The organism is Staphylococcus sp. FSL K6-0223, assembly GCF_038008285.1.
Genome location: NZ_JBBOYX010000001.1, coordinates 2,085,483 through 2,109,462, shown reverse-complemented (window position 1 = coordinate 2,109,462; position 23,980 = coordinate 2,085,483). Strand labels below are relative to the sequence as shown.

Genomic DNA, 23,980 nt, shown 5'->3' with positions numbered 1-23,980 from the left:
GTTTTAAATAAGCTTGAATTCATAAAAAATAATCGCTAGTGTTCGAAAGAACACTCACAGATTAATAACTATATTAGATTAAGTTATTAAGGGCGCACGGTGGATGCCTTGGCACTAGAAGCCGATGAAGGACGTTACTAACGACGATATGCTTTGGGTAGCTGTAAGTAAGCGTTGATCCAGAGATTTCCGAATGGGGGAACCCAGCACAAGTTATGTTGTGTTATCGACAAGTGAATTCATAGCTTGTCAGAAGGCAGACCCGGAGAACTGAAACATCTTAGTACCCGGAGGAAGAGAAAGAAAATTCGATTCCCTGAGTAGCGGCGAGCGAAACGGGAAGAGCCCAAACCAATAAGCTTGCTTATTGGGGTTGTAGGACACTCTATACGGAGTTACAAAGGAATATATTAAACGAATCATCTGGAAAGTTGAATCAAAGAAGGTAATAATCCTGTAGTTGAAAATATATTCTCTCTTGAGTGGATCCTGAGTACGACGGAGCACGTGAAATTCCGTCGGAATCTGGGAGGACCATCTCCTAAGGCTAAATACTCTCTAGTGACCGATAGTGAACCAGTACCGTGAGGGAAAGGTGAAAAGTACCCCGGAAGGGGAGTGAAAGAGAACTTGAAACCGTGTGCTTACAAGTAGTCAGAGCCCGTTAATGGGTGATGGCGTGCCTTTTGTAGAATGAACCGGCGAGTTACGATCTGATGCAAGGTTAAGCAGAAAATGTGGAGCCGTAGCGAAAGCGAGTCTGAATAGGGCGTATAGTATTTGGTCGTAGACCCGAAACCAGGTGATCTACCCATGGTCAGGTTGAAGTTCAGGTAACACTGAATGGAGGACCGAACCGACTTACGTTGAAAAGTGAGCGGATGAACTGTGGGTAGCGGAGAAATTCCAATCGAACTTGGAGATAGCTGGTTCTCTCCGAAATAGCTTTAGGGCTAGCCTCAAGTGATGATTATTGGAGGTAGAGCACTGTTTGGACGAGGGGCCCCTCTCGGGTTACCGAATTCAGACAAACTCCGAATGCCAATTAATTTAACTTGGGAGTCAGAACATGGGTGATAAGGTCCGTGTTCGAAAGGGAAACAGCCCAGACCACCAGCTAAGGTCCCAAAATATATGTTAAGTGGAAAAGGATGTGGCGTTGCCCAGACAACTAGGATGTTGGCTTAGAAGCAGCCATCATTTAAAGAGTGCGTAATAGCTCACTAGTCGAGTGACACTGCGCCGAAAATGTACCGGGGCTAAACATATTACCGAAGCTGTGGATTGTCCTTTGGACAATGGTAGGAGAGCGTTCTAAGGGCGTTGAAGCATGATCGCAAGGACATGTGGAGCGCTTAGAAGTGAGAATGCCGGTGTGAGTAGCGAAAGACGGGTGAGAATCCCGTCCACCGATTGACTAAGGTTTCCAGAGGAAGGCTCGTCCGCTCTGGGTTAGTCGGGTCCTAAGCTGAGGCCGACAGGCGTAGGCGATGGATAACAGGTTGATATTCCTGTACCACCTATAATCGTTTTAATCGATGGGGGGACGCAGTAGGATAGGCGAAGCGTACGATTGGATTGTACGTCTAAGCAGTGAGATTGAGTGTTAGGCAAATCCGGCACTCTTAAGATTGAGCTGTGATGGGGAGAGGAAATTGTTTCCTCGAGTCGTTGATTTCACACTGCCGAGAAAAGCCTCTAGATAGAGATTAGGTGCCCGTACCGCAAACCGACACAGGTAGTCAAGATGAGAATTCTAAGGTGAGCGAGCGAACTCTCGTTAAGGAACTCGGCAAAATGACCCCGTAACTTCGGGAGAAGGGGTGCTCTTTAGGGTGCAAGCCCAGAAGAGCCGCAGTGAATAGGCCCAAGCGACTGTTTATCAAAAACACAGGTCTCTGCTAAACCGTAAGGTGATGTATAGGGGCTGACGCCTGCCCGGTGCTGGAAGGTTAAGAGGAGTGGTTAGCTTCTGCGAAGCTACGAATCGAAGCCCCAGTAAACGGCGGCCGTAACTATAACGGTCCTAAGGTAGCGAAATTCCTTGTCGGGTAAGTTCCGACCCGCACGAAAGGCGTAACGATTTGGGCACTGTCTCAACGAGAGACTCGGTGAAATCATAGTACCTGTGAAGATGCAGGTTACCCGCGACAGGACGGAAAGACCCCGTGGAGCTTTACTGTAGCCTGATATTGAAATTCGGCACAGCTTGTACAGGATAGGTAGGAGCCTTTGAAACGTGAGCGCTAGCTTACGTGGAGGCGTTGGTGGGATACTACCCTAGCTGTGTTGGCTTTCTAACCCGCACCACTTATCGTGGTGGGAGACAGTGTCAGGCGGGCAGTTTGACTGGGGCGGTCGCCTCCTAAAAGGTAACGGAGGCGCTCAAAGGTTCCCTCAGAATGGTTGGAAATCATTCATAGAGTGTAAAGGCATAAGGGAGCTTGACTGCGAGACCTACAAGTCGAGCAGGGTCGAAAGACGGACTTAGTGATCCGGTGGTTCCGCATGGAAGGGCCATCGCTCAACGGATAAAAGCTACCCCGGGGATAACAGGCTTATCTCCCCCAAGAGTTCACATCGACGGGGAGGTTTGGCACCTCGATGTCGGCTCATCGCATCCTGGGGCTGTAGTCGGTCCCAAGGGTTGGGCTGTTCGCCCATTAAAGCGGTACGCGAGCTGGGTTCAGAACGTCGTGAGACAGTTCGGTCCCTATCCGTCGTGGGCGTAGGAAATTTGAGAGGAGCTGTCCTTAGTACGAGAGGACCGGGATGGACATACCTCTGGTGTACCAGTTGTCGTGCCAACGGCATAGCTGGGTAGCTATGTATGGACGGGATAAGTGCTGAAAGCATCTAAGCATGAAGCCCCCCTCAAGATGAGATTTCCCAACTTCGGTTATAAGATCCCTCAGAGATGATGAGGTTAATAGGTTCGAGGTGGAAGCGTGGTGACACGTGGAGCTGACGAATACTAATCGATCGAAGACTTAATCAATTTTTTCAAGTTTTGCGACGCAAATCTTTACTTACTATCTAGTTTTGAATGTATAATCATTCATTTGTCTGGTGACAATGGCAAGGAGGTCACACCTGTTCCCATGCCGAACACAGAAGTTAAGCTCCTTAGCGCCGATGGTAGTTGGACTGACGTTCCGCTAGAGTAGGACGTTGCCAGGCAAATCATTGTATGGATGCGATGAGCTGATATTGAGACCGTGAGGTCTCTTTTTTTATTTTAAAATATATATCTATATATAACTAATTAAAAGATGACTAAATGAATATACACTAAGGATTGCTAGCATAGTGACTTTCTTAAAAAAGTTCACGTTCAATGACTACCAATCCAAAATGAGTCAGAACTTATTTCTTCTATTTAAACAGTAAGTGCTTTAATAAGCGCATTAACATGCTTCTCTAATTTTTCTTCTGGGATACCTCCAAAGCCAATTAAGAAGGTAGGAGGTTGTGCTTTTTTGTTGCTATAAGGATAAGGCGTTAATTTAAGATTGCATTTTTTCGTTCTTTTTATGCATTCATTTAATGTTAAATTATTTTTAACTACAAGTGTGAAGTGCATTCCTGTTAGTGCGCCTTCAATTTTCAATTGTCCTTTATATGGTGTTAGTTTTTCTAAAATAAAAGTTAATTTATTTTTATATATTCTTCTCATTTTATTAAGATGACGTTCAAAGCTACCAGTTGCCATAAATTGTGCTACCATATGTTGTAGATGTACAGGCACAGTATTGCTTTCAACGTATTTCATCTCTCGGAATAATTTTAGCAGTTTATTTGGTAAGACAATGTATGCCATACGACAACTTGGATAAAGCGATTTCGAAAATGTACTAATATATATTACTTTTTGTTTTTTATCTAAATTCTGTAATGCTGGAATAGGTTTTCCGAAATATCTAAATTCTGAATCATAATCATCTTCAATAATATATCGTTCTTTCTTTTGTTGTGCCCATTTTATAAGTTGTGTGCGCTTCTTTAAACTCATCACATATCCTGTTGGAAATTGATGAGATGGTGTGATATATAAAATATCATTATTTTTTTGGAAGACTTCATCGATATTAATTCCATCTTTTTCTACTCTAGCTTGTGTATAACTTATTCTATGCTTATCCAGTACATGTTTAATTGGTGGATAACTAGGTTGTTCTATAATAAATGATGAATCTTTTAATAAATCAGTGACCATATTTAATAATTGTTCAGTTGAAGAGCCAATTATGATTTGATCTGGATGACAAGATACTCCTCTACTATTAAATAAATAATGAGAAATTTGCTGTCTTAAGTTAAATTCTCCCTGAACGCTTCCTTTACTCAAAAGGGCAAGTTGCTCTTCTTCAAATACTTCTTTAGCATATCTTTTAAATAAATGGTTAGGAAAATGTTCAGCATCAATTTCAGCTAAATTGAATTGATACTGATACGTATTTTTCTGTGTAGTCTTATCAGTTTCTAATATATCACTTATTTCAGGGTAACTATTTGTTACTGGCAATGATTGAATTTCTGAAACATAATAACCTGAACGTGGTTTTGAGTATATAAATCCTTCATCTAAAAGTAACTGATAGGCATGCTCAATTGTAGTATGACTAAGTGATAAATGTTGACTCAACTGTCTTTTAGATGGAAATTTATCGTTTGATTCATATACACCTTCAATAATTTGTTTTTTTAGCTTTTCATATAAAGAAATATATAATGATTTTTTCTTCGTCATAAATCTGACCCCTAATTTTTTATTAAAATTGTACCTTTTTAAACATCAGTTTATATTTTAAAATGGATTTAATCAATTGAAAAGGGGTTTTATAAATGTCTAAAATTGTAGGATCTGAAAGAGTTAAACGCGGTATGGCTGAAATGCAAAAAGGCGGCGTCATTATGGATGTTGTGAATGCTGAACAAGCTAGAATCGCAGAGGAAGCTGGAGCAGTAGCAGTTATGGCCTTAGAACGCGTACCATCTGATATTAGAGCAGCTGGTGGTGTAGCACGTAGTGCCAATCCTAAAATTGTTGAAGAAGTAATGAATGCTGTTTCAATTCCAGTAATGGCTAAAGCACGTATTGGTCATATTACAGAAGCACGTGTATTAGAAGCTATGGGTGTAGACTATATTGATGAATCTGAAGTTCTTACTCCTGCAGATGAAGAATTTCATTTAAGAAAAGATCAATTTACTGTACCATTTGTTTGTGGTTGCCGTAATTTAGGTGAAGCAGCACGACGTATTGGCGAAGGTGCAGCGATGTTACGTACTAAAGGAGAACCTGGAACAGGTAATATTGTAGAAGCTGTACGTCACATGAGAAAAGTTAATTCTGAGGTTAGTCGTCTAACTGTAATGAATGACGATGAAATTATGACTTATGCCAAAGAATTAGGTGCACCATATAATGTATTAAAACAAATTAAAGAAGAAGGTCGTTTACCAGTAGTAAACTTTGCAGCGGGTGGTGTAGCAACACCTCAAGATGCTGCCTTAATGATGGAATTAGGTGCTGATGGGGTATTTGTGGGTTCAGGTATTTTTAAATCTGAAGCTCCAGAAAAATTTGCAAAAGCTATTGTTCAAGCTACAACTCATTATCAAGATTATGAATTAATTGGAAAATTAGCAGCTGAATTAGGAACTGCAATGAAAGGTTTAGATATAAATAAAATCTCATTAGAAGAACGTATGCAAGAGCGTGGTTGGTAATTTATGAAGATTGGTGTATTAGCGTTACAAGGTGCAGTACGTGAACATATTCGTCACATTGAATTAAGTGGTCACGAAGGTATAGCAGTTAAGAAAGTTGAACAATTAGATGAAATTGATGGTCTTATTCTCCCTGGTGGTGAATCTACAACTTTAAGAAGACTTATGGATTTATATGGCTTTAAAGAAAAATTACAACAATCTGATTTACCAATGTTTGGAACTTGCGCAGGTCTTATTGTGCTTGCAAAAGATGTAGAAGGTGAGACAGGATATCTAAAAAAATTAGATATTACTGTTGCGCGTAATTCCTTTGGTAGACAAGTAGATAGTTTTGAAGCTGAGTTAGATGTTAAAGGTATTGCAAAAGATATAGAAGGTGTCTTTATAAGAGCACCACATATTGTTAGTGTAGAAAATAATGTAGAAATATTAAGTTCTATTAGTGATAAAATAGTAGCTGTTAAGCAAGGGAAATACCTAGGGGTGTCTTTCCATCCAGAATTAACAGATGATTATCGTATAACTCAGTATTTTATTGAACATATAGTTAAATAAAAAAAAGCTTGAGATTAAAGTCTCAAGCTTTTTCTTATTAAATGAAGAATCCAGCGATAGCAGCTGAAATAAATGATACAAGTGTTGCACCGAATAATAACTTAATACCAAAACGTGCTACGACATCACCTTTTTCAGAGTTAAGTGATTTAATCGCACCAGAAATGATACCAATAGAACTAAAGTTAGCAAATGAAACTAGAAATACAGACGTAATACCTTTTGCATGTTCAGAAATATCCTTCAAGCTTCCAAGTGATTGCATAGCAACAAATTCATTAGATAATAATTTTGTTGCCATCACAGAACCTGATTTAACTGCATCCTGCCAAGGAACACCTGCTAAGAAAGCAAATGGCGCAAACACAAAACCAATTAACGTTTGGAAATCCCATTTGATTGCTCCGCCAGAAATTAAACTAAAAATACCACTTACAAGGCCATTTAATAAAGCAATGATTGCAATGTAGCCAATTAACATTGCACCAACGATAACTGCTACTTTGAAACCATCTAAAATATATTCACCTAACATTTCAAAAAATGATTGTTTTTTAGTTTCTGATTCATCCACTAGCAATTTATCATCTTCTTCATTAACTGTATAAGGGTTAATAATAGAAGCAATAATGAAGCCACCAAATAAGTTTAATACAACCGCTGTAACAACGTATTTAGGTTCAATCAATGTAAAATATGCACCGATAATAGATGCAGATACAGTAGACATTGCAGAAGCAGTTAAAGTATATAAACGTTGTTTAGGTATATATGGTAATTGTTGTTTTAATGAAATAAATACTTCAGATTGGCCAAGAATCGCAGCTGCTACTGCATTATATGATTCTAAACGCCCCATACCATTAATTTTAGAGATTAAGAACCCTAACACATTAATAATCCATGGAAGAATTCTAGTATATTGTAAAATACCAATTAATGCCGAAATAAATACGATTGGTAATAAGACACTAAAGAAGAATGGTGGATTTTTTGGATCTACAAATTTAAATCCTCCAAAAACAAAATTAACCCCTTCAGCAGCTTTTTGTAACAAATAGTTAAATCCATTTGAAATACCACCGATAATTGTAATACCAGCAGTCGTTTTCAAAAGAATAAATGCGAATATAAGTTGAATAATTAATAATAATCCAACATAGTGCCAACGAACATTCTTTTTATCTGAACTAAATAAAAATGCCAGCGCTAAAAAGACAATAATCCCAATGATCCCAATAAGAATATGCATGATTCTACTCCTTTAAAATTCTCTTTATCTTATATAATACAATAAAATAATAGAAGTAACATTAATATTTTTAAATAAAAAAAACAAATTGGTTGAAAAAGGTCAAAGTTGGTCATATAATATAGTCAAAGAAGGTCAAAAGGGGTGGTAAATCATGCACAACATGTCTGACATCATAGAACAATACATTAAACAATTATTTGAAGAAAGTAATGAAGATATGGTAGAAATTCAAAGAGCTAATATTGCTCAACGTTTCGATTGTGTGCCTTCTCAACTCAACTATGTTATTAAAACGAGATTTACAAATGAACATGGTTATGAAATAGAAAGTAAACGTGGTGGAGGAGGATATATCCGAATCACGAAAATTGAAAATAAAGATGCAACGGGTTATATTAATCATCTATTGCAATTAATTGGTCCTTCTATATCTCAACAGCAAGCATATTATATAATTGATGGTTTGTTAGATAAAGGATTAATTAGTGATAGAGAAGCAAGAATGATTCAAGTGATTATTGATCGTGAAACACTATCAATGGATGTTGTTTCTAGAGATATTATTAGAGCAAATATTCTCAAACGATTATTACCTATCATTAATTACTATTAATAAATAATAAAGAAATGCGAGGTGTCTATGTGTGCTTTGCGAAAATTGTCATTTAAATGAAGCAGAGGTTAAACTCACAGTAAAAAGTAAAGATGGTACCTCTGAAAAGTGGGTGTGTTCAGAATGTGCGCAAGGAGAGCAACCTTGGAATCAACAAGAACATGCTGCGTCACATTCAGAGTTTCAAGATGATATTGAAGAAGCCTTTGTAGTCAAACAAATCTTACAACATTTAGCAACTAAACACGGATTAAATTTTCATGAAGTAGCATTTCAAGAAGAAAAACGATGTCCTACATGTAATATGACATTGAAAGATATAGCTCATGTAGGTAAATTTGGATGTGCAAATTGCTATGCAGTATTTAAAGAGGATATTGTTGATATTGTAAGACGAGTACAAGGTGGACAATTTGAACATGTAGGCAAGATGCCTCGTTCTTCACATCATAAACTGGCAATAAAAAAACAAATTGAAGAAAAAACGAATTACTTAAATATATTAATTGAAAAGCAAAAATTTGAAGAAGCAGCTGTCATTAGAGATGAAATTAAAGCCTTGAAACATGAAAGCGAGATGGAGCATGATGAATGATATGGATGCACATATTAGTGAATGGATGAAAGAAACAGATGAATCTCCCATTGTAATGTCTTCGCGTATTCGTTTAGCACGTAATTTAGAAAATCATGTTCATCCTTTAATGTTTCCATCTGAACAAGCAGGTTTTAGAGTAATCAATGAAGTGCAAGATGCACTACCTAATTTATCTTTAATGCGTTTAGATACCATGGACCAACAAAGTAAGATGAAGTTAGTGGCTAAACATCTCATTAGTAAAGAATTGATTAAACAACCAGCTTCAGCGGTGTTATTAAATGACGATGAATCTTTAAGTATTATGATTAATGAAGAAGATCATATACGAATTCAAGCAATGGGTAATGATTTATCTCTGACAGATTTATATCAAAAAGCTTCAGAAATTGATGATATTCTTGATGAACAATTAGAAATTAGTTTCGATGAAGATTTAGGTTATTTAACTACTTGTCCTACAAATATTGGGACTGGAATGCGAGCAAGTGTGATGCTTCATTTACCTGGATTATCTATAATGAAACGTATGAATCGTATTGCACAAACAATTAATCGTTTTGGATTTACGATTCGAGGTATATATGGAGAGGGTTCACAAGTTTATGGTCATATTTATCAAATTTCAAATCAACTTACATTAGGTAAGACAGAAGAAGATATTATTGACCAGCTGACAGAAGTAGTTCAACAAATTATTAATGAAGAAATGCAAATTCGTGAACGTTTGACACAATATAGTGAATTAGAAACGCTTGACCGTATTTATCGTTCGTTAGGAATATTACAAAATAGCCGTATGATATCAATGGAAGAAGCGTCATATAGATTAAGTGAAATTAAGTTAGGCATAGATTTAGGATATTTAAATTTAAGTAACTTTAAGTTTAATGAATTAATGGTAAGTATCCAATCTGCGTTTTTATATAATGATGAAGATGAAAACGTATCTGTAAATGAAAAACGGGCAAATATATTAAGAAAACATACAAATTAGGAGGTTGTAAACGATATGTTATTTGGTAGATTAACTGAACGCGCACAACGTGTATTAGCACATGCACAAGAAGAAGCAATTCGTTTAAATCATTCGAACATTGGTACTGAGCACTTACTACTTGGATTAATGAAAGAACCAGAAGGTATTGCTGCTAAAGTACTTGAAAGTTTTAATATTACTGAAGATAAAGTTATTGAAGAAGTTGAAAAATTAATCGGTCATGGTCAAGAACATTCTGGTACGTTGCACTATACACCAAGAGCTAAAAAAGTCATTGAACTATCAATGGATGAGGCAAGAAAATTGCATCATAATTTTGTAGGTACAGAACATATTTTATTAGGTTTAATTCGTGAAAATGAAGGAGTAGCAGCACGTGTATTTGCTAACTTAGATTTGAATATTACAAAAGCACGTGCACAAGTAGTGAAAGCATTAGGTAGTCCTGAAATGAATACTAAAAATGCAACTGCAAATAAATCAAACAACACTCCTACATTGGATGGACTAGCACGAGACTTAACAGTTATTGCTAAAGACGGTACGTTAGATCCAGTTGTGGGTAGAGATAAAGAAATTACACGTGTTATTGAAGTATTAAGTCGTAGAACTAAAAATAACCCTGTACTTATTGGTGAACCAGGTGTAGGTAAAACAGCCATTGCTGAAGGTCTTGCACAAGCTATTGTAAATAATGAAGTGCCAGAAACGCTAAAAAATAAACGTGTAATGTCACTAGATATGGGAACAGTCGTGGCAGGTACTAAATATCGTGGTGAATTCGAAGAACGTTTGAAAAAAGTCATGGATGAAATCCATCATGCAGGTAATGTCATTTTATTCATTGATGAATTGCATACACTAGTTGGTGCTGGTGGCGCAGAAGGTGCAATTGATGCATCTAATATTTTAAAACCAGCGTTAGCGCGTGGTGAATTACAATGCATTGGTGCAACAACATTAGATGAATATCGTAAAAACATCGAAAAAGATGCTGCATTAGAACGTCGTTTCCAACCTATTCAAGTTGATGAACCTTCTGTAGAAGATACTGTTGCTATTCTAAAAGGTTTACGTGATCGCTACGAAGCTCATCATCGTATTAATATTTCTGATGAAGCACTGGAAGCGGCTGCTAAATTAAGTAACCGTTATGTATCTGATCGTTTCCTACCAGATAAAGCAATTGATTTGATTGACGAAGCAAGTTCAAAAGTGAGACTAAAAAGTCACACAACTCCAAATAATTTAAAAGAGATTGAACAAGAAATTGAAAAAGTTAAAAATGAAAAAGATGCTGCCGTCCATGCACAAGAATTTGAAAATGCAGCTAACTTAAGAGATAAACAATCAAAACTTGAAAAACAATATGAAGATGCTAAAAATGAATGGAAGACATCTCAAGGTGGACAATCAACGTCATTATCTAAAGAAGATATTGCTGAAGTTATTGCAGGATGGACAGGTATTCCATTAACTAGAATTAATGAAACAGAGTCAGATCGTTTGCTTAATTTAGAAGAAACATTACATGATCGAGTAATTGGACAAAACGATGCTGTAACTTCTATTAGTAAAGCAGTTCGTCGTGCACGTGCAGGCCTAAAAGACCCTAAACGTCCAATCGGTAGTTTCATTTTCTTAGGACCAACTGGTGTAGGTAAAACAGAACTTGCACGTGCATTAGCTGAATCAATGTTTGGTGAAGAAGACGCAATGATACGTGTTGATATGAGTGAATTTATGGAGAAACATGCTGTGAGTCGTTTAGTTGGAGCGCCTCCAGGTTATGTAGGCCATGATGATGGCGGTCAATTAACTGAAAAAGTTAGACGTAAGCCATATTCTGTTATCCTATTTGATGAAATTGAAAAAGCGCATCCAGATGTGTTTAATATCTTATTACAAGTACTTGATGATGGACATCTAACTGATACAAAAGGGCGTCAAGTTGATTTCCGTAATACTGTTATTATTATGACATCAAATGTAGGAGCACAAGAACTACAAGATCAACGTTTCGCTGGATTCGGTGGTGCATCTGAAGGACAAGATTATGAAACAATTCGTAGAACTATGATGAAAGAACTTAAAAATTCATTCCGTCCTGAGTTCTTAAACCGTGTAGATGATATTATTGTTTTCCATAAATTAACAAAAGATGAACTTAAAGAAATTGTGACTATGATGGTAAATAAATTAACAAAACGTTTATCAGAACAAGATATTAATATTGTAGTTACTGATAAAGCTAAAGAAAAAATTGCCGAAGAAGGATATGATCCAGAATACGGTGCTCGTCCATTAATTAGAGCAATACAAAAAACAGTTGAAGATAATTTAAGTGAATTGATACTTGATGGTAATCAAATTGAAGGAAAAGAAGTCACAATTGATCATGATGGTAATGAATTCAAATATGATATCCATGATAAACAAGAAAATAATATAGAAGATACAAAAGAACCAGCAACAGAAGAATAAAAAGAGCTTAAATTCAGAGTCTAGGAGTCATTAAATCCTAGACTCTTCTTTTCATTTATATATATATTTAAATTTGTCATTATAACTGGATACATATAAAATAGATATGTTCAAAAAAATCGGAGGTGCAGTTTTGGCCAAGAAAAAAGTAATTTTCGAATGTATGGCTTGTGGATATCAGTCTCCTAAATGGATGGGAAAATGTCCGAATTGTGGTGCTTGGAATCAAATGGAGGAAATTATTGAAAAGACTTCCAATCCAAAGCATGGCGTAAAAGCAAAAGAGACACAAGCAAAAGTACAGAAATTAAATAGTATTAAGCATGAGGCAACACCGAGAGTTCAAACGGACTCTAAAGAATTTAATCGTGTACTTGGTGGTGGAATTGTTAGTGGATCACTCGTACTGATTGGCGGCGACCCGGGTATTGGGAAATCTACATTATTATTACAGATTTGTGCATCGTTATCACAGAAACTTAATGTACTTTATATCACGGGTGAAGAATCACTAAATCAAACGAAATTGCGTGCAGATCGTCTAGAGGAAGACTCTAGTAATTTAAATGTACTAGCTGAAACAGATTTAGAAGTTATTCATCAAACCGTGGAACAAGAGCGCCCAGACATACTTGTTGTCGATTCAATTCAAACGATTTATCATCCTGAGATTAGTTCAGCACCTGGCTCAGTATCACAAGTTCGAGAAAGTACACAAAGTTTAATGAATATTGCAAAACAAATGAATATCGCAACTTTTATAGTAGGTCACGTAACAAAAGAAGGGCAAATTGCTGGTCCAAGACTATTAGAACATATGGTAGATACAGTTTTATACTTCGAAGGTGATGAACACCATGCTTATCGAATTCTAAGAGCAGTTAAAAATCGTTTTGGTTCAACAAATGAAATGGGTATTTTTGAAATGAAACAAAGTGGTTTGAAAGGGGTACAAAACCCTTCAGAAATGTTTTTAGAAGAACGCTCTACAAATGTTCCAGGATCAACAATTGTGGCTACTATGGAAGGCACACGACCACTATTGATTGAGGTGCAATCTCTAGTAACACCTACTACATTTAATAATCCAAGACGAATGGCCACAGGCATCGACCACAATCGACTTAGCTTACTTATGGCTGTTTTAGAGAAAAAAGAAAATTATCTTTTACAACAACAAGATGCTTACATTAAAGTAGCGGGTGGAGTGAGACTTACTGAACCGGCTGTAGATTTAAGTATTATTGTAGCGACTGCTTCAAGTTTTAAAGATAAAGCCGTAGATGGTTTGGATTGTTATATTGGTGAAGTGGGATTAACTGGTGAGGTAAGACGAGTATCGCGTATCGAGCAACGTGTACAAGAAGCGGCAAAACTAGGATTTAAGAGAGTGATTATTCCCCAAACGAATATAGGTGGATGGACATTCCCAGAAGGTGTTCAGGTCGTTGGTGTGACAACGGTACATGATGCCTTAACATATGCGTTTAGTAATCGCTCATCATAGGCATTTAAAGGGGTGATAACGTATGAAGGTATTAAAAGGAATTATTATTATAATCTACATCATTCTTGGTGCATCATTTGGAATCATATTAATTCCAGAAATTTTAAATGATTTAGGTATTAACAACCATCCCATTTATACTAATCATTATGTTGATGGTTTAATAGGGATGATTGTATTCTTTCTAATATTTGGGTTATTTATTAATAAAGTAACACGATTACTTAAAGAAGCTGAAATGTGGATTATGCAACGTAGTGCAGTTGAAATTTTGTTTGCTACACTAGGATTAGTCGTTGGTTTATTTATTTCAGTAATGGTTTCATTTATTTTAGAAATGATAGGAAATTCTATATTAAATCACCTTGTGCCTATTATTATTACATTATTATTATGTTATTTAGGATTCCAGTTTGGTTTGAAAAAGCGTGATGAAATGCTTATGTTTTTGCCAGAAAATATAGCACGTTCAATGTCTAAAAATAATATCAGCGCCATACCTAAACTGTTAGATACAAGTGCAATTATTGATGGAAGAATTTTAGATATTATTAAATGCGGATTTATAGATGGAGAAATTCTTATTCCTCAAGGAGTTATAAATGAATTACAAGTAGTTGCAGATGCTAATGATAGTATCAAACGTGAAAAAGGACAACGTGGATTAGATATTTTAAATCAACTTTATGATTTAGACTATCCAACTCGTGTGATTCATCCTCAAAAATCTCATAGTGATATTGACAAACTGTTAGTTGAATTAGCTCAAGTTTATCATGCTCATGTCATTACAACCGATTTCAACTTGAATAAGGTATGTCATGTTCAAGGGATTACTGCATTAAATGTTAATGATTTGTCAGAAGCAATTAAACCCAATGTTCATCAAGGTGACCGACTTAATATTTTATTAACTAAAATGGGTAAAGAACCTGGCCAAGGGGTAGGATATCTAGATGATGGAACAATGGTAGTTGTAGATCATGCCAAATCTCTTATAGGTAAACAGGTTGAATTAGAAGTCATTAGTTTATTACAAACATCATCTGGTCGTATTATATTTGCTAAGACTATAGAGGAGTCCTTAAGTGAATAGAGAAAAGGGTTTCATGTGAAACGTATTCATTTATAAATTATTGTATAACATTTTTCGCTATGAGATATTGATGAGTAACGTAACAACAACAGCAATAGACTTATCAAACCAGCCAATTAATGCTACAATAATAAGGAAATGCGAAGTTGATCTAAGTATAGATTAGAAGTTAAAGTTATTCAAAAACGATTCTTTAAAGATTGTTTGGGATAACTTTTTTCTAATGAAAGAAATTATTCGCTATAAAGAATGAATAACAAAATTAGGAGTGAAACGAATGAGTGAACGCGTAAGAGTAAGATATGCGCCAAGTCCAACTGGATATTTACACATCGGAAATGCAAGAACTGCATTATTTAATTATTTATTTGCTAAACATTATGATGGAGATTTTGTAGTACGTATTGAAGATACAGATAGTAAAAGAAATCTTGAAGATGGAGAATCTTCACAATTTGATAACTTAAAATGGTTAGGCTTAGATTGGGATGAATCTATCGATAAAGACAAAGGTCATGGTCCTTATCGTCAGTCTGAACGTGCAGACATCTATAATCCACTTATTCAACAATTATTAGATGAAGATAAAGCATACAAATGTTACATGACTGAAGAAGAATTAGAAGAAGAACGTGAAGCTCAAATTGCTCGTGGAGAAATGCCACGATATGGCGGTAAACATGCACATCTAACTGAAGAACAACGTCAACAATTTGAAGCTGAAGGACGCAAACCCGCTATTCGTTTCCGTGTTCCAAAAGATAAAACATATACATTTGATGATATGGTTAAAGGAGAAATTTCTTTTGACTCTAATAATATTGGAGATTGGGTTATCGTGAAAAAAGATGGCGTCCCTACGTATAATTTCGCGGTAGCAGTAGATGATCACTATATGGAAATTTCTGATGTTATTCGTGGAGATGATCATGTATCAAATACACCTAAGCAATTAATGATTTATGAAGCATTTGGTTGGGAATCACCACGTTTTGCGCATATGTCATTAATTGTAAATGAACAACGTAAAAAATTAAGTAAACGAGATGGCCAAATTTTACAATTTATCGAGCAATATCGTGATTTAGGTTATTTACCTGAAGCGTTATTCAATTTTATTGCTTTACTAGGTTGGTCTCCTGAAGGTGAAGATGAGATCTTTTCTAAAGAAGAATTCATTAAGATTTTTGATGAACAACGTCTTTCTAAATCTCCAGCAATGTTTGATAGACAAAAATTAGCTTGGGTTAACAACCAATATATGAAAACAAAAGATACAGAAACAGTATTTGAGCTTGCTTTACCACACTTGATCAAAGCAAATTTAATTCCTGAAAATCCAAGTGAAGAAGATAGAGAATGGGGACGCAAATTAATTGGTCTTTATCAAAAAGAAATGAGTTATGCAGGAGAAATTGTTCCGTTATCAGAAATGTTCTTCCATGATATGCCTGAATTAGGTGAAGAAGAACAAGAGGTATTAAATGGCGAACAAGTTCCTGAATTAATGTCTCATTTATATGGTAAATTAGAAGCGCTTGAACCATTTGAAGCTGCTGAAATTAAAAAAACGATTAAAGAAGTACAAAAAGAAACGGGTATTAAAGGTAAACAATTATTTATGCCTATTCGTGTAGCAGTGACTGGTCAAATGCATGGTCCTGAATTACCGAATACAATTGAAGTATTAGGAAAAGAAAAAGTACTATCTCGTTTAAAAAAATATGTTTAAAACAATGTTAATATAATAAGTCAGACACACATGTTTAAACTTGAAATTTTATAAAAAACTTCTTATGATAAAATTAAACATATGTTAGTTAAAGGATTAGTAAATATACGATAATGTTGTTAGAGAGTATGCGGTTGCTGTGAGCATATCATTATCTATATCGAATGCACCTTTGAATGTTCAATTAAATATAGAAATGAGTATGATAAGGTAGACTAGTATGTTCATCAACTTACTTTATCTAAAATGAAGAGTGGAACCGTGCAATAGCGCCTCTAGCAGTTAATGTTAGGGGCGCTTTTTTTAAATATTTGAATTATTATACATGGACTGTAAGATATTCATAATATATAGAAAATGGGGAGGCGAGCGTCTTGATAAAAAGAATGAAAGATGATGTAAAAATGGTATTTGAACAAGACCCTGCAGCACGTACAACATTTGAAGTAATCACAACTTATGCAGGCTTGCATGCGGTATGGAGTCACTTAATTGCACATAAATTATATAATAAAAAACACTACGTTTTGGCGAGAATGATTTCACAAGTATCTCGCTTTTTTACAGGAATTGAAATTCATCCTGGAGCAAAAATCGGAAAACGTCTATTTATTGATCATGGTATGGGTGTAGTCATTGGTGAAACATGTACGATTGGAGATAACGTAACGATTTATCAAGGCGTGACACTTGGTGGTACAGGTAAACAAAAAGGAAAGCGTCATCCAGATATTGGAGATAATGTTTTAATTGCAGCAGGATCAAAAGTTTTAGGAAATATCCAAATTAATTCTAATGTTAATATTGGTGCGAATTCAGTAGTCTTACAATCTGTGCCAAGTTATACAACAGTTGTAGGCATTCCAGGTCATATTGTTAAACAAGAAGGAAAACGAATTGGGAAAACATTTGATCATCGTAATTTGCCTGACCCTTTATTTGAACAAATTAAGCAACTAGAACGACAATTGGAAAAAGCTAAGAATGGAGAGATTAAAGATGATTACATTATATAATACTTTAACACGTCAAAAAGAGGTGTTTAAGCCTATTGAGCCTGGTAAGGTAAAAATGTATGTATGTGGACCTACAGTGTATAATTACATTCATATTGGTAATGCCCGTCCAGCAATTAATTATGACGTGGTACGTCGATATTTTGAATATAAAGGCTATACGGTTGATTACGTATCTAATTTTACTGATGTAGATGATAAACTCATTAATCGGTCTAAAGAATTAAATGAAAGTGTGCCAGAAATTGCTGATCGATATATCAAGGCATTCTATGAAGATGTAGGGGCACTTAATGTTAAAAGAGCGACATCTAATCCGCGAGTAATGAATCATATGGATGAAATCATTGACTTCATTAAACAACTTGTAGATGAAGGTTATGCATATGAAAGTAATGGAGATGTGTATTTTAGAACCCGTAAATTTGATGGATATGGTAAATTAAGTCATCAGTCTATTGATGATTTAAAAGTTGGCGCTCGTATAGAAGCAGGTGAACAAAAAGAGGATGCATTGGACTTTACGCTATGGAAAAAGGCAAAACCTGGAGAAATTAGTTGGGAGAGTCCATTTGGACAAGGACGTCCAGGATGGCATATTGAATGCTCTGTAATGGCTTATCATGAATTGGGGAAAACAATTGATATCCATGCAGGAGGATCAGATTTACAATTTCCACATCATGAAAATGAAATAGCGCAATCTGAAGCACACAATCACGCGCCTTTTGCTAATTATTGGATGCATAATGGTTTTATTAATATAGATAATGAAAAAATGAGTAAATCATTAGGTAACTTTATTTTAGTACACGATATTATTAAAGAAATTGATCCAGATGTATTACGTTTCTTCATGATCAGTGTTCATTATAGAAGTCCAATCAACTATAACGTTGAATTAGTAAATGCTGCTAAAAGTGGATTAGAGCGTATACGTAATAGTTATCAATTAATTAAAGAAAGAGAAGCAATCGCAACTGATTTAGAAACACAAACAGACTATATTGATCAAATTAATGATATTTTAAAACAATTTGAAGCTGTAATGGATGATGATTTTAATACAGCAAATGCTGTAACTGCATGGTATGATTTATCGAAATTAGCTAATAAATATGTGTTAGAAAATACAACATCTACTAAAGTAATTCAGCGCTTTAAAGAAGTATATCACATTTTTAGTGACGTATTAGGTGTGCCATTAGAAGGAAAAGAAAATGATGTATTACTTGATGAAGACATAGAAAAACTTATCGAAGAACGTAATGAAGCACGTAAAAATAAAAATTTTGCTCGAGCTGACGAAATTAGAGATATGCTAAAAGAACAAAATATTATTCTTGAAGATACGCCTCAAGGTGTAAGATTTAGAAGGGGTTAATATGGATGTAAAGCTATTAAACCCATTAACGTTAGCTTATATGGGAGATGCTGTATTAGACCAGCATGTACGTGAATATATTGTGCTTAAATTACAAAGTAAACCGAATCGCTTACACCAAGTATCGAAACAATATGTGTCTGCAAAAAGCCAAGCACAAACGCTCGAGGTATTAATAACAAAAGAATGGTTTACTGAAGAAGAACTAGATATTGTTAGAAGAGGCCGTAACGCTAAAAGTTATACGAAAGCTAAAAATACAGATGTACAAACGTATCGTAAAAGTTCAGGTTTAGAAGCTGTTATAGGATTTCTTTATTTAGACCATCGAAATGAACGATTAGATGCGTTACTTGATACGATTGTACAAATTGTTGATGAAAGGTAGTGAACATAGTGGAAGATATCGTTATTGTCGGTAGACACGCTGTTAAAGAAGCAATTGTGTCTGGTCATACAATAAATAAAATTTGGATACAAGAAGGAATAAGAAAGCAGCAAATTAATGATATTTTAAAAAATGCTAAAGCACAGAAATTGATTATACAAACTGTTCCAAAATCCAAATTAGATAATTTAGCAAATGCACCTCATCAAGGTGTAGCTGCACTGATTGCACCATACGAATATGCAGATTTTGATCAGTTTATTCAATCTCAAAAAGAAAAAGAAGGCCTTTCTACAATAATTATTTTAGATGGTTTAGAAGACCCACATAATCTTGGTTCGATCATTAGAACGGCAGATGCAAGTGGAGTAGATGGAGTTATTATCCCTAAGAGACGTTCTGTTGCGCTCACACAAACTGTCGCAAAAGCGTCAACAGGTGCGATTCAACATGTCCCAGTGATGCGTGTTACAAATTTATCAAAAACAATTGATGAGCTGAAAGATAATGGATATTGGGTAGCAGGAGCTGAAGCGGATAATGCTACAGATTATCGCAATATGGCTGCTGATATGCCATTGGCTATCGTAATTGGTAGTGAAGGGCAAGGTATGAGTAGATTGGTTAAAGATAAATGTGATTTCTATATTAAAATTCCTATGGTAGGCCATGTTAATAGCTTAAATGCTTCTGTAGCTGCTAGTTTAATGATGTATGAAGTCTATCGAAAACGACATCAAATTGGAGACACCCAATGAAAGATAGATATCTAATTATTGATGGTTACAATATGATTGGTCAATCAAGGGAATTGAGTAAAGTAGCAAGAGAAAGTTTAGAGGAAGCACGTGAACAACTCTTAGATGTGATTGCCAATTACAATGCAGTTGTCGCTGATGAGATTGTATGTGTATTTGATGCATATGAACAATCTGGTATAGAAAGAGAATACATGTATCATGGTGTTAAAACAGTTTTTACGAAAGAAAAAGAAACTGCAGATAGCTATATTGAGCGTTATGTATATAATTTATACAATAAACATACGACACATATTACAGTAGTGACTAGCGATATGAGCGAGCAACATGCTATTTTTGGAGCAGGTGCATATCGTGTTTCATCTAGAGAAATGTGGCGAGATTTAAAAGAGAATGCAATGACGGTTAGTAAATCAGTAGATGATTTTAATGAACGTAAACCAAGAACTCGAATTTCGTTATCAAAAGATGTACTTGCAGAATTTGAAAAAATACGACGAGGATATGGTAAAAAACATAAATAATACAGTCTTGATATTTAAAAGATGCGTCTTATACAATGTGCCTAACTTATAAAGAAAGGTTTTGTATATGACTTATCATTTTCGACAACTAGAAGATATATTTAAAGCTTTTCAATATAGCCAAAATACATTGGAGAAAGAACAGTTATTCGCAAATATAATGAATGTGATACGTCCTAAACTTATGATGAAGTTTAGAATGCTAGGTATAGATCATCAAGAACTGGAAGATTTAATTCAAGATACCTCGTTAAAGATATATTTAGCTTTACACACATTTAATTTTAATACGAATGTTCCATTCGAACATTATTTAAATCGTTTAGTTTATTCTGTAAAAAAAGATTTTTGGAGAAAACGTTATGCGTTTAATCAACGTCAACAATTGTTAATCAATGAATGTGTAGTAGAATATCGTTTGAATCAAATGATAAAAAGGACGGAAGAACTATATTTAACTAGATTAAGTAAAGAAGACTTGATAGATAGTTTTAAGAAGTTAAGTATGTTTGAAAGAGAAGTTGCAAATTTACTTCTACTTGATTATTCCCCATCAGAAATAGCGAAAAGACTAAATGTAAAAGATAAAGTAGTTTACAATAGTATTCAACGTTGTAAAATAAAAATGAAACAATATTTATTAAAATACAAATGTTAAGTATTTTAGTACGAGTTTGACAGTTTATTATAAGTTTATGTATAGTATACTGGTATTAATATGAGCAAAGGTGAATTGATGTGAGAAAAGTACCTTTAGTTTGTGAAATGTGTGGTAGCAGAAATTATAATGTACCTAAAAAAGAAACATCAGCTAAGAGATTACAACTGAAGAAATATTGTTCCAGATGTAATGAACACACGATGCATAAAGAATCAAAGTAATGAGTTTATAAGTATATACTTTGAAGAGCATGGAGGTAAGGTTATGGCTAAAGATAAAGACGCAAGTAAGAATAAAGAAAGTTTCTTCCAAGGCGTTAAAAGCGAAATGGAAAAAACAAGTTGGCCTACGAAAGAAGAACTTTTTAAATATACTGTCATTGTAGTAGCTACAGTAATTTTCTTTATGGTCTTTTTCTGGGTATTAGACGTAGGTATTGGTAATTTAATTGAATTATTTAGATAAGAGTAAGGAGTGACAACATGTCTGAAGAAGTTGGGACTAAGCGTTGGTACGCAGTGCATACGTATTCTGGATATGAAAATAAAGTTAAAAAGAATTTAGAAAAAAGAGTAGAATCAATGAATATGACAGAGCAAATTTTTAGAGTTGTCATACCTGAAGAGGAAGAAACACAAGTTAAAGATGGGAAAGCAAAAAAACAAGTTAAAAAGACATTTCCTGGGTATGTTTTAGTAGAACTTATTATGACAGATGAATCATGGTATGTTGTACGTAATACACCAGGTGTCACAGGATTTGTTGGTTCAGCAGGTGCAGGTTCAAAACCTAATCCATTACTTCCTGAAGAAATGAGATTTATCTTAAAACAAATGGGACTTAAAGAAAAAACAATTGATGTAGAATTAGATGTAGGTGAACAAGTCCGCATCAAATCAGGACCATTTGCAAATCAAGTTGGTGAAGTTCAAGAAATCGAAGCAGATAAATTTAAATTAACTGTATTAGTCGATATGTTTGGTAGAGAAACACCAGTTGAAGTAGAATTCGATCAAATAGAAAAATTATAATCATTTTAAATTATAAAGTATGATTTGCTTAAAAAGATGAAATTTTACTATTGATTTTTAATTAAGTTTAATGTTAAAATAATGTGGTCGCGTTTTTAGAACGCTCATTTCGTCACGAAATGTTTATGAGTGGGAGGGCAAAACTGAGCCCTGTGACCACATCACGATATCAAGGAGGTGCACATCGTGGCTAAAAAAGTAGAAAAAGTAGTTAAATTACAAATTCCTGCAGGTAAAGCGAACCCAGCACCACCAGTTGGTCCAGCATTAGGTCAAGCAGGTGTGAACATCATGGGATTCTGTAAAGAATTCAATGCACGTACACAAGAACAAGCAGGTTTAATCATTCCGGTAGAAATCAGTGTATATGAAGATCGTTCATTTACATTCATTACTAAAACTCCACCGGCTCCAGTACTACTTAAAAAAGCAGCTGGCGTTGAAAAAGGTTCTGGTGAACCAAACAAAACTAAAGTTGCTACAGTAACTAAAGATCAAGTACGTGAAATTGCTCAAACAAAAATGCAAGACTTAAACGCTGCAGACGAAGAAGCAGCTATGCGTATTATCGAAGGTACTGCACGTAGTATGGGTATCACTGTACAATAATTATTAAATGAAAATTAGTTTGAATTTGAAATAAACTGATAGACGATAGCAGGTAACAGAAACGACAACATATATTGTCTATGATTAGTCTTTAGTAAATTAATATTTATTATTGACATCATCTGTTATCTGCTCTTAACTTGTGTAAATCACACAAGTAAGCGTGGGAGGAAATTCCGCTAAAACCACTAAAGGAGGAACAATAAATGGCTAAAAAAGGTAAAAAGTATCAAGAAGCAGCTAATAAAGTTGACCGTACTAAATACTATAGTGTTGAAGAAGCAATTAAATTAGCTAAAGAAACTAGTATCGCTAACTTTGATGCATCAGTTGAAGTAGCATTCCGTTTAGGTATTGATACACGTAAAAATGACCAACAAATCCGTGGTGCAGTAGTGCTACCAAACGGTACTGGTAAATCACAACGTGTATTAGTTTTCGCTAAAGGTGATAAAATTACAGAAGCAGAAGAAGCAGGCGCAGATTACGTAGGTGAATCTGAATATGCTCAAAAAATCCAACAAGGTTGGTTCGACTTTGACGTAGTAGTAGCTACACCTGACATGATGGGTGAAGTTGGTAAATTAGGTCGTGTATTAGGACCTAAAGGTTTAATGCCAAACCCTAAAACTGGTACAGTAACTATGGACGTTAAAAAAGCTGTAGAAGAAATTAAAGCTGGTAAAGTTGAATATCGTGCTGAAAAAGCAGGTATCGTACATGCTACGATTGGTAAAGTATCTTTCGACGAAGAAAAATTAGTTGAAAACTTTAATGCTTTACAAGATGTTTTAGCTAAAGCTAAACCAGCATCTGCTAAAGGTACTTACTTCAAATCTGTTGCTGTAACTACAACAATGGGTCCTGGAGTTAAAGTAGATACTTCAGCATTTAAACTTTAATTTTAAATATATTAATAGATTATAGACTGGTAGATAATAATTGCTTATTTTGAAAAAGATAAGATACATTTTCTTCCAGTCTTTTTTTAAAAAAACAATTGACATATCACAATAAACAAGTTATATTA

General features: G+C 34.9%; 22 protein-coding genes and 2 rRNA genes. 22 read left to right on the top strand and 2 right to left on the bottom strand.

Features of this window, described 5'->3' with window-relative positions; genetic code table 11:
• Positions 1-76: 76 nt before the first annotated feature.
• Together MHI13_RS10455 and rrf are read left to right on the top strand one after the other, a co-directional pair.
• Positions 77-2,998 (top strand): 23S ribosomal RNA (locus MHI13_RS10455).
• Positions 2,999-3,065: 67 nt separating this feature from the next.
• A 5S ribosomal RNA gene (gene rrf, locus MHI13_RS10450) occupies positions 3,066-3,180 on the top strand.
• Between the two features lie 199 nt (positions 3,181-3,379).
• On the opposite strand, the gene pdxR is transcribed toward rrf, so the two are convergent.
• Positions 3,380-4,750 (bottom strand): MocR-like pyridoxine biosynthesis transcription factor PdxR, encoded by a 1,371-nt coding sequence (gene pdxR / locus MHI13_RS10445; RefSeq protein WP_019835672.1) that lies wholly within the window; start codon positions 4,748-4,750, stop codon positions 3,380-3,382.
• 95 nt (positions 4,751-4,845) lie between these two features.
• Here pdxR and pdxS point away from each other — a divergent pair, with 95 nt between their 5' ends.
• Positions 4,846-5,733 carry a pyridoxal 5'-phosphate synthase lyase subunit PdxS gene (gene pdxS, locus MHI13_RS10440; RefSeq protein WP_017175298.1) on the top strand — a complete coding sequence of 296 codons (888 nt, stop codon included), beginning with the start codon at positions 4,846-4,848 and terminating at the stop codon, positions 5,731-5,733.
• A 3-nt stretch (positions 5,734-5,736) separates the two neighbouring features.
• On the top strand, positions 5,737-6,291 hold the full coding sequence (gene pdxT, locus MHI13_RS10435; RefSeq protein WP_017175299.1) for a pyridoxal 5'-phosphate synthase glutaminase subunit PdxT: 555 nt from the start codon (positions 5,737-5,739) through the stop codon (positions 6,289-6,291).
• A 37-nt stretch (positions 6,292-6,328) separates the two neighbouring features.
• Here the strand turns inward: pdxT and MHI13_RS10430 are convergent, their stop codons facing one another.
• Positions 6,329-7,543, bottom strand: a complete 1,215-nt coding sequence (locus tag MHI13_RS10430; RefSeq protein ID WP_049419862.1) for a NupC/NupG family nucleoside CNT transporter — start codon at positions 7,541-7,543, stop codon at positions 6,329-6,331.
• Between the two features lie 154 nt (positions 7,544-7,697).
• Here MHI13_RS10430 and MHI13_RS10425 point away from each other — a divergent pair, with 154 nt between their 5' ends.
• From MHI13_RS10425 to rplA, 18 genes are all read left to right on the top strand, one after another.
• Positions 7,698-8,159 (top strand): CtsR family transcriptional regulator, encoded by a 462-nt coding sequence (locus tag MHI13_RS10425; RefSeq protein ID WP_002449017.1) that lies wholly within the window; start codon positions 7,698-7,700, stop codon positions 8,157-8,159.
• Positions 8,160-8,190: 31 nt separating this feature from the next.
• The gene (locus tag MHI13_RS10420; RefSeq protein ID WP_017175301.1) at positions 8,191-8,754 is read left to right on the top strand and encodes a UvrB/UvrC motif-containing protein; all 564 of its coding nucleotides are present in this window, start codon (positions 8,191-8,193) and stop codon (positions 8,752-8,754) included.
• Positions 8,747-9,754 (top strand): protein arginine kinase, encoded by a 1,008-nt coding sequence (locus MHI13_RS10415; protein WP_017175302.1) that lies wholly within the window; start codon positions 8,747-8,749, stop codon positions 9,752-9,754. The genes MHI13_RS10420 and MHI13_RS10415 overlap by 8 nt, the downstream gene beginning before the upstream one ends.
• Before the next feature lie 15 nt (positions 9,755-9,769).
• Positions 9,770-12,241, top strand: a complete 2,472-nt coding sequence (locus MHI13_RS10410) for an ATP-dependent Clp protease ATP-binding subunit (RefSeq protein ID WP_017175303.1) — start codon at positions 9,770-9,772, stop codon at positions 12,239-12,241.
• A gap of 133 nt (positions 12,242-12,374) precedes the next feature.
• A complete protein-coding gene (radA, locus tag MHI13_RS10405) occupies positions 12,375-13,748 on the top strand; it encodes a DNA repair protein RadA (protein ID WP_017175304.1) in 1,374 nt (457 codons plus the stop codon).
• A 22-nt stretch (positions 13,749-13,770) separates the two neighbouring features.
• Positions 13,771-14,844, top strand: a complete 1,074-nt coding sequence (locus tag MHI13_RS10400) for a PIN/TRAM domain-containing protein (protein WP_070548012.1) — start codon at positions 13,771-13,773, stop codon at positions 14,842-14,844.
• Between the two features lie 277 nt (positions 14,845-15,121).
• On the top strand, positions 15,122-16,576 hold the full coding sequence (gene gltX, locus MHI13_RS10395; RefSeq protein ID WP_017175306.1) for a glutamate--tRNA ligase: 1,455 nt from the start codon (positions 15,122-15,124) through the stop codon (positions 16,574-16,576).
• A 386-nt stretch (positions 16,577-16,962) separates the two neighbouring features.
• The gene (gene cysE / locus MHI13_RS10390) at positions 16,963-17,592 is read left to right on the top strand and encodes a serine O-acetyltransferase (protein WP_170999993.1); all 630 of its coding nucleotides are present in this window, start codon (positions 16,963-16,965) and stop codon (positions 17,590-17,592) included.
• The gene (cysS, locus tag MHI13_RS10385; protein ID WP_070519070.1) at positions 17,576-18,976 is read left to right on the top strand and encodes a cysteine--tRNA ligase; all 1,401 of its coding nucleotides are present in this window, start codon (positions 17,576-17,578) and stop codon (positions 18,974-18,976) included. The genes cysE and cysS overlap by 17 nt, the downstream gene beginning before the upstream one ends.
• A 1-nt stretch (position 18,977) precedes the next feature.
• Positions 18,978-19,364 (top strand): Mini-ribonuclease 3, encoded by a 387-nt coding sequence (locus MHI13_RS10380; protein ID WP_061544332.1) that lies wholly within the window; start codon positions 18,978-18,980, stop codon positions 19,362-19,364.
• An 8-nt stretch (positions 19,365-19,372) separates the two neighbouring features.
• Complete coding sequence (gene rlmB / locus MHI13_RS10375; RefSeq protein WP_037541103.1) at positions 19,373-20,122, top strand: 23S rRNA (guanosine(2251)-2'-O)-methyltransferase RlmB; 750 nt, start codon at positions 19,373-19,375, stop codon at positions 20,120-20,122.
• On the top strand, positions 20,119-20,649 hold the full coding sequence (locus MHI13_RS10370) for an NYN domain-containing protein (RefSeq protein ID WP_017175311.1): 531 nt from the start codon (positions 20,119-20,121) through the stop codon (positions 20,647-20,649). The genes rlmB and MHI13_RS10370 overlap by 4 nt, the downstream gene beginning before the upstream one ends.
• A gap of 67 nt (positions 20,650-20,716) precedes the next feature.
• A complete protein-coding gene (locus tag MHI13_RS10365) occupies positions 20,717-21,307 on the top strand; it encodes a sigma-70 family RNA polymerase sigma factor (protein ID WP_017175312.1) in 591 nt (196 codons plus the stop codon).
• An 80-nt stretch (positions 21,308-21,387) separates the two neighbouring features.
• A complete protein-coding gene (gene rpmG, locus MHI13_RS10360) occupies positions 21,388-21,531 on the top strand; it encodes a 50S ribosomal protein L33 (RefSeq protein WP_049336738.1) in 144 nt (47 codons plus the stop codon).
• A gap of 43 nt (positions 21,532-21,574) precedes the next feature.
• The gene (gene secE, locus MHI13_RS10355) at positions 21,575-21,775 is read left to right on the top strand and encodes a preprotein translocase subunit SecE (protein WP_017175313.1); all 201 of its coding nucleotides are present in this window, start codon (positions 21,575-21,577) and stop codon (positions 21,773-21,775) included.
• Between the two features lie 17 nt (positions 21,776-21,792).
• Positions 21,793-22,341, top strand: coding sequence for a transcription termination/antitermination protein NusG (gene nusG, locus MHI13_RS10350; RefSeq protein ID WP_017175314.1), 549 nt, complete (start codon positions 21,793-21,795; stop codon positions 22,339-22,341).
• 186 nt (positions 22,342-22,527) lie between these two features.
• Complete coding sequence (rplK, locus tag MHI13_RS10345; RefSeq protein ID WP_001832298.1) at positions 22,528-22,950, top strand: 50S ribosomal protein L11; 423 nt, start codon at positions 22,528-22,530, stop codon at positions 22,948-22,950.
• Positions 22,951-23,156: 206 nt separating this feature from the next.
• The gene (gene rplA / locus MHI13_RS10340) at positions 23,157-23,852 is read left to right on the top strand and encodes a 50S ribosomal protein L1 (protein ID WP_017175315.1); all 696 of its coding nucleotides are present in this window, start codon (positions 23,157-23,159) and stop codon (positions 23,850-23,852) included.
• Positions 23,853-23,980 lie beyond the last annotated feature (128 nt).